This is a genomic window from Ruegeria sp. (genome assembly GCF_965243365.1).
Lineage (GTDB): Bacteria > Pseudomonadota > Alphaproteobacteria > Rhodobacterales > Rhodobacteraceae > Ruegeria.
The window spans coordinates 2237544-2249787 of sequence record NZ_CBDEUW010000002.1; the positions used below are offsets into that span (position 1 = coordinate 2237544).

At 59.0% G+C, this 12244-nt stretch carries 10 protein-coding genes and 1 tRNA gene; all 11 read right to left on the reverse strand.

The window, feature by feature from the left end; genetic code table 11:
• Positions 1-4: 4 nt before the first annotated feature.
• A complete protein-coding gene (gene speA / locus ACP0GE_RS14830; RefSeq protein ID WP_424832687.1) occupies positions 5-1894 on the reverse strand; it encodes a biosynthetic arginine decarboxylase in 1890 nt (629 codons plus the stop codon).
• A gap of 101 nt (positions 1895-1995) precedes the next feature.
• Positions 1996-3081 (reverse strand): DUF1513 domain-containing protein, encoded by a 1086-nt coding sequence (locus ACP0GE_RS14835; protein WP_424832688.1) that lies wholly within the window; start codon positions 3079-3081, stop codon positions 1996-1998.
• 3 nt (positions 3082-3084) lie between these two features.
• Positions 3085-4092: an imelysin family protein gene (locus ACP0GE_RS14840; RefSeq protein WP_424832689.1), complete on the reverse strand. Its 1008-nt coding sequence runs from the start codon at positions 4090-4092 to the stop codon at positions 3085-3087.
• Positions 4093-4096: 4 nt separating this feature from the next.
• Positions 4097-5641 (reverse strand): di-heme oxidoredictase family protein, encoded by a 1545-nt coding sequence (locus ACP0GE_RS14845; protein WP_424832690.1) that lies wholly within the window; start codon positions 5639-5641, stop codon positions 4097-4099.
• Positions 5601-6086 (reverse strand): bacterioferritin, encoded by a 486-nt coding sequence (bfr, locus tag ACP0GE_RS14850; protein ID WP_424832691.1) that lies wholly within the window; start codon positions 6084-6086, stop codon positions 5601-5603. Before bfr ends, ACP0GE_RS14845 begins: the two co-directional genes overlap by 41 nt.
• Complete coding sequence (locus ACP0GE_RS14855; protein WP_424832692.1) at positions 6034-6327, reverse strand: (2Fe-2S)-binding protein; 294 nt, start codon at positions 6325-6327, stop codon at positions 6034-6036. Before ACP0GE_RS14855 ends, bfr begins: the two co-directional genes overlap by 53 nt.
• Positions 6328-6470: 143 nt before the next feature.
• Positions 6471-7739, reverse strand: a complete 1269-nt coding sequence (locus ACP0GE_RS14860) for an imelysin family protein (RefSeq protein WP_424832693.1) — start codon at positions 7737-7739, stop codon at positions 6471-6473.
• A gap of 249 nt (positions 7740-7988) precedes the next feature.
• Positions 7989-8065: transfer RNA gene (locus ACP0GE_RS14865), tRNA-Met, on the reverse strand.
• Positions 8066-8145: 80 nt separating this feature from the next.
• Positions 8146-9051, reverse strand: a complete 906-nt coding sequence (locus ACP0GE_RS14870; RefSeq protein ID WP_424832694.1) for an alpha/beta fold hydrolase — start codon at positions 9049-9051, stop codon at positions 8146-8148.
• A 286-nt stretch (positions 9052-9337) separates the two neighbouring features.
• Positions 9338-10141 (reverse strand): PaaX family transcriptional regulator C-terminal domain-containing protein, encoded by an 804-nt coding sequence (locus ACP0GE_RS14875; RefSeq protein WP_424832695.1) that lies wholly within the window; start codon positions 10139-10141, stop codon positions 9338-9340.
• Positions 10142-10197: 56 nt separating this feature from the next.
• Positions 10198-12222, reverse strand: a complete 2025-nt coding sequence (gene paaZ, locus ACP0GE_RS14880) for a phenylacetic acid degradation bifunctional protein PaaZ (RefSeq protein WP_424832696.1) — start codon at positions 12220-12222, stop codon at positions 10198-10200.
• Between the last annotated feature and the right edge of the window lie 22 nt (positions 12223-12244).

The following is a 12244-nucleotide window of genomic DNA, read 5'->3' on the forward strand; positions in this document are numbered from 1 at the left end:
CTTCTTATTCGTAATAGGTGTAGCCGTTGATCGAGTCGCGATAGGCGCTCATCAGGGTTTTGCGGTCCTTGGCTTTCAGAGTACCGGTCGAGATCGCCTCGTCCACCATTTTGCGGAAGGCAGCGACGCAGTCTTGCGGGTCGAATTCCACATAGGACAGGACCTGGCTGATCGTGTCGCCCTCTTGTTCGTGCAGCAAGTCAAAGCCGCCGTCGGGGCGCAGGTCGATGGTGACCACATTGGTGTCACCGAACAGATTATGCAGATCGCCCAGCGTTTCCTGATAGGCGCCGACGAAGAAGACGCCCATGAAGTATTCGTTGTCCTCGGGCAAGGAATGCACCGGCAGGCTGGGTGAGACGCCATCAGCCAAAATGAACTGGTCAATCTTGCCGTCGCTGTCGCAGGTGATGTCGGACAGAACTGCGCGACGGTCGGGGGTCTGGTTCAGGCCTTGCAGAGGCACAATCGGGTGCAGCTGGTCGATGGCCCAGACGTCAGGAAGGGATTGGAACAGCGAGAAGTTGCAGTGGTAGATATCTGCGACCTTCTCAAGCTGATCGTCCACATCGGTTTCCAGATCATCGCTGGCGGCCAGCGCCTTTAGGCGGGCCATCAGAGACAGGTAGATGCGTTCGGCGCGGGCCATCTGGCGTAGGTCGACATAGCCCCGGCGGAACAGGGCGCGCAGTTCGTTGCGATAAAAAGTGGCGTCGTTCCAGCATTCTTGCAGGCGGTCTTTGCTGAGATAGCTGTGCACGGCGGCGAGGTCCGAGACCAGGTGATGGTCCTCGGGTTCAACCTCTGGGCCGTTTGGCGCATCGTAGAGCGTACTTTCCAACACGTTGAACAGCAGCATTGAGGAGGTTGCCACCACAGCGCGTCCGCTTTCGGTGACAAGCGTGGGATGGTCAATCTCAGCCTCATCCATCGCATAGGCCACGGTTTCGACCACGTTGGCGCAGTATTCCTCGACCGTGTAGTTGATCGAATTTTCCGCCGCCTTCTTCTCACCCGTATAGTCCACGCCCATGCCGCCACCGAGGTCCAGATGGGTCAGCGGCACGCCCTCGCGGGTGAGTTCGGTGTAATACCGGCAAGCTTCGCCGACGGCGCGGCGGACGTCGTTGACGTCCTGCACCTGACTGCCCAGATGCGAGTGTTGTAGCTTCAGACAATGGAGCAACCCCGCCACCTTAAGTTTGTCCACCGTGGCGACCAGTTGATCGGTGTTCATGCCAAAGGCTGAGCGGTCGCCCGAACTTTCCTCCCACTTGCCGCTGATCTGGTTGGTCAGTTTGACCCGCACGCCGATCAGGGGTTCTATGCCCAGCTCGTTGTAGACCTCGATCACCGTGTCAGCCTCTTTCGGGCTTTCCAGAACGATCACCGTGTTGAAGCCGATCTTGCGGGACAGGATCGCCAGTTGGATGAATTCGGCGTCTTTGACGCCGTTGCAGACGATCAGCGCCTCGGGGGCCAGACGGTGGGCCAGCGCAAGCACCAGTTCCGGTTTGGACCCGGCTTCCAAACCGTAGTTGTATTTCTTTCCGAACTCGACAATCCGGTCGACCACCTGCGCCTGCTGGTTTACCTTGATCGGGAACACACCGCGATAGTCGCCCTTATAGCCTACCCGGACGATAGCGTCGGCGAAGCTTTCGTTCAGGTGTGCGATTTCGTGTTCCAGATAAGACGCGACGCGCAACACCATTGGGGCCTTGATGCCCCGGTCATCCAGATCGCTGAGGATTCCCGGCAGGCTGATCGCATCCGCATCGGGCGCCATTGGATTGCGCAGACCGATCTCGCCTTGCTCTGTCACCTCGACGAGGCCCTTGCCCCATTTTTCAACCCCGTAGATGGAATGCGGTGCGTCAGGCGTGTGTTTCAATCAAGTCAGTCCTTAGCGTCAGGGTGCCGGTTTCGCGCCCGCCAATACGGCAGCAGTTTGATTCTTCCAAGTGTAATCTATGTGATCGGGCTTGCCGAATTCTATGTCGGGTGGCGAATGGGGATAAGATGGTTGTCCCATTGGCAATCCAATTCTGCCGTGACCCGGGCACGCGACCCATTGACTGCACCGAAGACGCCCTGGCCAGTGGTGAAAACCAAACCATCCGGCCCAGCACCCAGCCCGCAGACATCCGTGAGCGTGAAAGCCTGAATCAGTTGATCGGTGCCCACGTCAAACGGATGCAGTGCGTTCCCGCGCGGGCAGGTGATCGCAATTTGGGTGCCATCACCGCTAAAGGCTATGCTTCCCGCGTAGCCTTGCAGACGGCTTTGACTGGTGGTGTCAGCAGACAACAGGCGCGGGGCCTTCCCACGTTCGTGCAGGCCCAAAAGCGGTGGGTGCTCTGTCTGCGCGCCCTGCCATTGCATTGCAAACCCAACCAACCCATCCGCGCGAACGGCCAGATGCCGGATTGAGTTCTTGTGTAAGGCGCGCGGTAGTTCAACCTGCTCCAACACCTGGCCCGTCAGGTCGAGATAGCTGAGCCGGGGTTGCATGGTCGGCAGGTTCAGCTTGCTGCGCCCGGTATCGGGGTGCGTTTCGATGCCGCCATTGGCGACGACCAATGTCGCCCCATCTGGCATAAGGCGCATGTCATGGGGCCCAATGCCGCCGGAAGAAAACTCTGCGATCCGCGCAAAGCTGGCGGTTTCCCAAACGCCGATAACACCGGTTCCGGCGTCATAATCGTTTTCGGTGGTAAAGAACCGGGTGCCGTCCGTAGAAAACACGCCATGGCCGTAGAAGTGACGGCCGGGTGGGGCCTGCAACTGTTGAATCACTTGTCCGGCGGCGCAATCAATGACCACAGCGAATGTACCGGGGCGCCTTGCAAAACCTACCGCGAGTGCCCTGTTCGGATGCGCCGCCGCAGCATGGCCGCGGGCCGGAAGGGGAAGTGCGAACAGGATCGTCCCGTCGGCTCCCAGACCGGCTAAACGGTACGAACCATCCGGGAACAACCCTGCCGCCAGAAAATTTGGTGCCCCAACCGCGCTCCACCCCCGGGTCGGGGTCAGAGCGGCGGCTGCGAGGCCAGCCAGAAAATGGCGACGGGTGCTCATGGCTCAATCTCCGTCAAGTGAGTTGAAACCGGCGTTGATGCCAAGCGTGGGGCCAAGATCAGTCGCCACAATCGCGCGAATGTCGTTGATCGATTGCTGCAGGGCTTCGACCCGCAAACGCCCTTGGGGGATGGCAACCCCAGCCAATGCAGGATCATCCAGCGACTGGGCGCGGGCGATAGCCTTGTCAAAAGCCTGGCTTAGATCCTCGGCAATCCCGGGGTGGTCAACCGACAGCGATGCACCCAGATCACGCAGGGAGATCAGCGACAGCGCAACATGGCGCAGCGAGCGGTTGGACCGCCGCGCCTCGGCCCGGTTGGGTCGGGGGCGGTCGAAGGTACCCAAAGGACGACCAAGGCGCGCTTCCGAGGTGAATTGCAATCCGCTGCTGAGCGCCTTGAACAACTCCTGCAAGGCTTCTTCGTCTGTTCGGTACGGGCTGTTTTCACCCGGCTGCGTCAGAACGACGGCATAGCCCTGCCAATCCGTCTGCATCGCCGCAGCATTTCGGCTGATATCGGTCGTGATGGCCTGGACCAGAGCGCAGCGATACTTGGCATCCTCATCCGCAAATTGGGGGTCGAACAACAACTGCTCAAGCGCGAAAAACCCTCGTCCTGCGACTGAGGTTTCTGCAAAGGCCTCGGGGTCGTGAACGGCAGCATCCTTGGCTGCAATCAATTGGGACAAGGCTTTGGGCGTGAACCCTTTGGTGTCCGGCCAGAACGCCATCGCAAAAGCGCGGTCATCAACTTCAGTGGGGCCAAAGCGCAGATGGCTGGCCAATACCCATTCGTCAAAAGCTGCTCCATAGGCCATACGCAGAGTCGGCGCATTCGGCGCGCAGTCCGCAACAGCGGCGCTTTGCAGTTGCTGTGCTGCTTCGGACAATTGGGCAAACCTAGGCAGGATATGCTGTTGGGTTACGTCATCCAGAATCGGTGAATGATCCTGGGCTGCTGCGGGCATTGGGGCCCACAGGGCAATGACAAGGCATAGTAGACGCATGAATTCAGAGGCTTTCCAGAAAACGTATCAAGGCGTCGCGGTCGGCTTTCGGCATTGAAACGACCGTATCACGGGCGGATTGAGCTTCTCCGCCGTGCCAAAGGATGGCTTCCAGCAGATTACGCGCGCGCCCGTCATGCAGAAATTCGGTATGGCCCGAGACACGCTGGGTCAGGCCGATACCCCATAGCGGTGGGGTGCGCCATTCCCGACCCGTTGCGCGGGCCTCGGGGCGGTTGTCGGCCAGCCCCTCACCCATATCGTGCAACAGCAAGTCCGTGTAGGGCCAGATCAGCTGGAAACTTTGCTCGGGGCGGTCACGCATGCGATGGGTGACAAAGGCTGGTGTGTGGCAGCTGGCACAACCGGTATCGTGAAACACCTGTTTGCCGCGCAGAACTGAGGGATCATCCACATCGCGGCGGGCGGGCACCCCAAGGTTGCGGCTGTAGAATGCAACAAGGTCCATTCCGATTTCATCGATTTCAAACCCACGCTCGTCTCCGTCACCATGCGGCGCGTCCACACAGGTTTTTTGTGCCTCGGTGCAATCCCCATGAGGCGCGGGGTAGAGTGGATTAGAGATGCCGATATCACCGGCAAAAGCGGCGGCAGATTGCTCCATAACCGTAGGCATTCCGGCCTTGTGACCAAAGCGGCCCAACATCGGCGCGCCAAACTCGATGGACCAGACGATGTTCGGGCGGCCCGATATACCGTCCCCATTCACATCTTCGGGATCGGCATTGGCCAGCAGGTCCTCGACCGGGATGGATTCGAGCAAGCCCAACCCGATCATTTGCGGCGCAATCCTGGGGCTCAGCATCGCGTCCGGATGCAGCGGCCCATAGCCCAGATTCGCCGCATGGTAGGTGGGGCGGCGCAACGAGGCGGTTTCCCCTTCGGACAGTGCCACCGGGATTTCCTCGTAAGTGATCTCCAATCGGTACTCCGACGGATGCCCGACCAGAGCGAAATCCTGCATCTGCCCGCCGTAATTCGGCTCGGGCAAGGTTGCAATGTACCCTTCAATATCGGCTGGGGCATCATCCGCCGTTCCGGGGATCGAAACCCGCAGGAACATCGAAACGGCGTTATCTTCCGGCCCTCTCGGCGTGTGTCCGCGCCCATCCTTGATATGGCATCGCTGGCACGAACGCGCATTGTAAAGCGGCCCCAAACCGTCCGAGGCCAGCGTCGAAGACGGCGATGACACCCAGAGTTTCTTGAACAGGCCGTTGCCAACCCGAAAATCCAGTTCCTGTTCGAAACTGATATTGGCCGACGGCTGCGAGAACGCATCCGCGTCGGTGCGCACCCGGACGGTTGCCGCACCGGCAGACAGTTCCTCGAACGGCTGCGGGGCCGAGAAGTCTTCGGGCGTTGCCGTAACGTCCGAGATTCGGGCGCTTTCGTCCTGGGTTCGGGGAAGGAAGTTCAGATGAAGGTCCTGCAGCTCGGCTGACAGGGCGGGGGTAGCCGTGCACACGGCCACCAGCAACAACAGGCTATTCGCCCTCGTCCATTTTTGATGCGTTGAGTTGCGCATAATTGGCTTCGCCAATCCTTTCGTACAGATCAAGCTGCGTTTCGAGGAAGTCGATATGGCCTTCTTCGTCGCGGATCAATTCCTCGAACAGAGACATTGAGGCGTAATCGCCTGCTTCCCGGCAATATTCCCGCGCTTCGACATACAAACTGCGTGCGTCGTGTTCAGCCGCCAGGTCACATTCCAGTGTTTCCTTGGGCGTCTGGCCAATCCGCAGGGGATCCAGTTTTTGAAGGTTTGGGTGGCCTTCCAGGAAAATGATCCGCTCGATCAGCTTATCGGCATGGCCCATTTCCTCGATGGATTCCTCGCGGCTTTTCTTGGCCATATGGCCAAGGCCCCAATCTTCCTGCAACCGGTAGTGCAGCCAGTACTGGCTGACGGCTGTCAGTTCATGCCGCAGGGACTTGTTTAGGTACTCTATGACCTTGGGATCGCCCTTCATTTGAATTCTCCTGTGATCGTCCGGCCCGCAAGGTCCGGAGCTGCATGGGGACTTCCAGATTATCGTTTGAGCGCATGGTGTCTAGGAAAAGCGGCATGCAACCGCCACAATCTGCTGATTTTCCAAGGGCATGGTAGATTTTCCCAGGGGTGACGATGGCCTGGGGGTCAGCCGATCGCATCCAGTCGATCGCAGCGAAAATATCGCGATCCGAGATGTTGGTGCAGTGGCAGACGATCATAGCGACTCGATCCGTATCTATTTCCTACATAAATAGTCGGTTATTTTACCAGGGTCCAGTACCGGGTTCCGACCCTTTCCGCCTGATAAGGTCGGAGGCGCTGTTCCAAGCGCCTCCTATTGTGTCTGTCAGCCCGTGGACGCTTAGTGAAAGACTGCGCCCGGGTTATCCAGACTGTCCGAGCCTTCGAACTCGATACCGTCCAGTTCCAGTGTGGTGACGATGCGCTCGATGGTTTTTGTCTGATCGACCAAACCGTTGACGCCGCCCATGATCAGAGCCTCGCCGCCCGCATTTCCGCGTTCCAGCATCTGGTCATAGGCGAAACCCGCTTCAGCGGTCGATTTGATGCGACCCAGAGCCTGCATGGTTGCCGCCAGCTTGGCCTTCATCTCGGTATCCAGCGCCGGGTCGGTTGCAATCACCAGATCCGACAGGGATGCACCGGAAACCGGCGTGCCGTCGATGCGGGTGTAGCTGCCAAGATAGACGTTCTGGATGCCCAGACCATCGTAGTAGTGGCTGTTGTGGGTGTTGTCGGCAAAGCAATCATGCTCTTCCTCGGGGTCGTTCAGCATCAGGCCAAGGCGCATCCGTTCCCCTGCCTGTTCGCCATAGGACAGCGAGCCCATGCCGGTCAGAATGGCGCTGACGCCAGCGTCTTCATTCTCGGTCAGAGCAGCGCGGGCGTCACCACCTTCTGCCCATTGCGCGGCCATCCATTCCAGATCGCTGACCAGCAGATCGGTGGCGGCGCTCAGATACTGGGCGCGACGGTCGCAATTGCCGTTGGTGCAGTCATCGCCCTTGGCATAGTCGGTCCACGGACGGTTGCCCGCGCCAGTGCCATGACCATTCAGGTCCTGGCCCCACAGAAGGAACTCGATAGCGTGATAGCCGGTGGCAACATTGGCCTCGATTCCGTCTGCCTCATGCAGGGTGTCCGATAGCAGGGCCGGAGTGATTTCGGCGGCATCAATGGTCTCGGCAGACAATGTAAAGCTGGGGTTGGCGATGACGTTCAGAACTGCGAACTCGTTCTCGTCACTCGGACCGCCATAAGATGCGTCGACATAATCAATCAGACCTTCATCCAGTGGCCACGCGTTTACCTTGCCTTCCCAGTCATCAACGATGGCATTCCCAAAGCGATAGACCTCGGTCTGCTGATACGGGACGCGCGCGGCGATCCACGCTGCACGCGCGGCGTTCAGAGTGGCATCGGACGGGTTGGCAATCAGCGCGTTAACGGCAGACTGCAGCGTTTTCACAGCAATCAGACTATCGTCGTATTTGGCTTCAGCAATATTGGCGTAGGTGTTCAGCACGTCGGCTTTGGCCGGTGCCTGGGCCACGGCTGAGGTGGCGATGCACAGTACCAGAGCACTGCTGGCAGCGAATAATTTGGTCATGAGGTTGATCTTTCCTGTCAAATCGGGAATCGGGCCCCGCAGGCTTGCGGAGATAGGACGAGCCGATTTCTTAGTGAATTAGTAAGTTATGTCAACCTGAGTTTTTTAATCAGGTAAGATGTATCCTGTACGTATGTTTGCTGAATAGTTGACCGCTGACCGTTAGCCAAAAGGTCAAGGACAACACCCGCGCAATAGCATAGAGCCTAACGCTGCCCTGCAGCGTCCTTTTCGATTTTCAGGATAAGATGGTAGCGGAGGAGGGACTTGAACCCCCGACACGCGGATTATGATTCCGCTGCTCTAACCAACTGAGCTACTCCGCCACGAGTGAGAGGCGATGTAAGGGAGGGGCGCGAGAGGGTCAAGAGGGAAATGTGTGGGGCTGTCGGAATCTTTTTGCCCTTCACCCATCGCTCTGATCTGCAGTCAGCGCCGGTTGGGAAACCCTGCGGATGAAGGCTGCGCAGGCCTCGGGGGCCGTTATCTGGATCATGTGCCCACGGCCCTCTAACTCTTCATAGATCAGACCGTATTGGGACATCTTGGCCCCATGCTCTTTCGCGGGCAAAACGGGATCCTCAGTGCCAAAAAGCACACCGCCGGGTACCTGTAGCTCTGGATATCTTCGGCTCTGTTCCGCGATTCCGGCTTCGGCGGCGACAACGTCCTGGGATGCGGTGATGAAGGCAGAGGGGCGTAAACCCAAGGCGCCGCCGGCCCGATCCAGAAAGTCCGCCGGGGCGTCCTCTGGGGCAAAGACATCTTTCAGAACCATGGGGGCCGTTTTGCGCGATATCGGAACGGCCAGAGTGTGGCCGATCAGGTTGCGCAGCCACGCGGTACGAATCTCAAGAGGTTTGAAGACTGCAGGCGTCGCGGGCATTTTCTGGGTTAGCGGGGCCAGCAGGGCCAGTGCTGATATGCGTTGGGGATAGTTCAGTGCCATCGCCAGGGACACAGCCCCGCCCAGCGAATGACCAACCAGTATGGCCTGGTCGATTCCTTTGCGCTGCAGGAATTCGTGGATCATTCGCCCCTGTTCGGACAAATCGGCCAGATCAGCTGTTTCGCGGGTGGAATACCCGCATCCCGGGCGATCAACCGCGATCACGTGATGATCTGCTGCCAGATCATCCATCAGCGCATAGGTAAAGTGCTGCAACTGGCCTGCCAGCCCGTGGATCATCACAATGGTCGATTTGGCAGGGTCACCTTTTTCGACGTAGTGAATGCTGCCCCCTGAAGCGGCAGGACCTGTCCCGGTTGCGGCACAATGGACAAACTTTGGTGCGTCAGGCGTCGAGTCCAAAGGTTCATACCCAAAAGGAACAGGGTGAAGATTACAAGTACTGCCAATACTGCCATCATGTCAGGTTTCTCCGTCCCCGGGGTTGGGTCAGGGGATGTTAGTGTCCTGTTCCCGATTGTGCCAAGCGTTTCCTGAACTTGAGCAAAGTGCCGTGCTGCGCCCCATTGCCGGGGTCTATCACCTCGGAGAAGATAGGCCGATATGTGTCGGCTGTGCTTCGGTCATGTTGACTGGACCAGCATCAGAATAAGCGGCGCGGATGTCCTGCAAACGGCCTTCCGTCGCGCTATGCGGTGTTGTTCAGTACCTGTGGTGCCGGGCGGGGCAGGGTATCCAGCAAGTCGAACACGGCGTCCCGGCAGGCGGGGCCGCTCCAGTCTGATGGGAAGAACTCGGCTGGAAGATCGGGTTGGCGCAAAACGACACGCCGCCACCGGTGGATCAGAATTGTCCGTAAAGTGGCAGATTGCAGGGGTGTGGCAGACCAGTCCCCGGGGCGGGATCGGGCGGCCTGCTGAATTGCCTCAAACAAGGATTGACACGCCACGCGCAGCTCTTGCGGGCACAGGCGATCCTGAACCCACTTGGGCACGGTATGGGGCGTGACATCAAACGCCAGCACGCCCTCGATCTGACCGGGCGCGGGCCCCGGGCCTAGCGCAACATTGCGTGTGATGGGCGTGCAGTCGTGGCTGAGCATCACCTCATCCAGAACCTGTGTTCCGGCACCTTCTTCGGCGATCAACAGATGCCATGGTCGGGCCGGGGTCGGTCCACGAGCATATATCCGAGGCGTCACGGCGGCGGATTGCACGCGTCCGTATTCAGTCAGGAAATGCATCGACACGCGACCGATGCGGTCGCTTTCGATCCAGCCATCCTTGCGCAGCCGGTGCAGGGCCACGCGAATTGCTTCGGGTTTGATTCCGATGGGTTCAATGATCCGGGTCAGTGCGCCGCCCGAGATTTGGGCACCGGGTTCCTGGGCAAGATCGCCAAATAACGACACGATAACTGACCACACCCGCTGATCCCGCGGGTCCGCCAATTCGGCTACGGCCGTTTCGAACCACGTGTTCTGGCTGGTCATAGGACCAGTTTAACCCGTTTGCACACATAAGAAAATCAGATTTACCTGGTGACTGGTCAGTGCGCGCACATGGTCAGCAGTTCATATTCGGCCACCATCTCATCATCCTGATTGGTGAGGCTCACGTGCCAGCGAACTTCGCCATATTCTTCGTTGCGCGGGGTCTTTTGCTTGACCGTCAAGCGAACCTTGATGCTGTCACCGGCCACAACTGGCTTCATGAAACGCAGCCCGTCCAGGCCGGTATTGGCCAGCACTGGCCCTTCACTGGGTTCAACAAACAGGCCTGCGGCAAAGCTTAACAGCAGATAGCCATGGGCCACGCGTCCGGGGAAGAAGGGGTTTCGTGTCGCTGCGTCTTCGTCCATATGGGCGTAGAACGTATCGCCTGTGAAATGGGCGAAATGATCGATATCCTCCAGCGTGATTACGCGTGATGCGGTGTGTAGGGTTTCACCGATGCTCAATTCACCGAACTTGCGGGTGAATGGGTGCGCCGGGCCGACAACCTCGGGCGTGCCGGGGACCCATTTTTGACCGATCGCAGTGAGCATCCGCGGGGAGCCCTGGATCGCGGTACGCTGCATGTAATGCATCACACCGCGCACACCGCCCATCTCTTCTCCGCCGCCAGCGCGGCCTGGGCCGCCATGCACCATATGCGGCAGTGGCGAGCCGTGATCGGTGGATTCCTTCATTGAATCCCGGTCGTTGATATAGATGCGCCCGTTATAGGAGGCAGCGCCCGCAACCACGTCGCGTGCGATGGCAGGATCGTGCGTGATCAGCGATGTCACCAGTGATCCTTGCCCGCGATTGGCCAGTTCAACTGCATGACGCAGATCGCGGTAACCCATAACGGTCGAGACAGGGCCAAAGGCCTCGGTATCATGCACGCGCTGGGCGTTATCCGGATCGGCGCAGTGAAACAGCATCGGAGGGACAAAAGCTCCGGTCTCGGGCCCTTGCAGGTCAAACGCGGAAGGGTCGCCAAAGACACGCATTGCCTCCGTCTCAATCAGTTCGGCTTTGGTAAGAACATCGGCCTTTTGTGCATTGGAAACCAGTGCGCCCATACGTGTCGTGTCCTGCCTCGGGTCGCCGATTGTCACCTGCGCCAGCTTTGCTGACAGGGCATCGATCACGGCCTGAGCTTGCGACTCCGGCACGATGATCCGTCTGATGGCGGTGCATTTCTGACCCGCTTTTGTGGTCATCTCGCGGGTGACTTCCTTGATGAACAGGTCGAATTCGGGCGTGCCCTCAACCGCATCCGGCCCAAGGATCGAGGCGTTCAAGCTGTCCTGTTCTGCAACAAACCGGACCGAGTTCTGCACGATTGCCGGTGTCTGCCGCAGTTTCAGCGCGGTCTCCGCCGAGCCGGTGAAACTGACCACATCCTGACAATCCAGACGATCCAGCATATCGCCCAGCCCACCTGACACCAGTTGCAACGCGCCTTCAGGCAGGATGCCGCTGTCCAGCATGACCCGCACTGCCAGTTCGGTGACATAACAGCTGTTGGTTGCCGGTTTCACGATAGCGGGCACTCCGGCCAGCAGGGTGGGGGCCAGCTTTTCCAACATACCCCAGACGGGAAAGTTGAACGCGTTGATATGCACAGCGACGCCTTGCAGCGGGGTACAGATATGTTGCCCCAGGAACGTCCCGTTGCGCGACAATTGTTCAATATCGCCATCCAGATACACATCTGAGTCCGGCATTTCCCGCCGTCCTTTCGAGGCAAAGACGAACAGAGTCCCGATCCCGCCATCGATGTCGATCAGATGGTCCTTTTGCGTGGCGCCCGTCTCAAAGCTGAGGTCATAGAGTGCCTGTTTGTGCTCTGACAACGCCTGCGCCAGCGCTTTGAGCATCCGGGCGCGGTCGTGAAAGGTAAGTTTGCGTAGGGCCGGACCGCCGATGTTCCGCGCGTAATCCAGCATGGCCTGAACATCAAGTGCCGCGTTACCGGCAGTGGCGAAGGGCGCGCCGGTGATGGCAGAGGCTATGGTCCGGGCGCCGTTTCCGGGCGCGACCCAGTGACCCGCCGCAAAGCTGGAAATCTGATGCAGGGACATGGTGTTCTCCTGTTTGACTAGG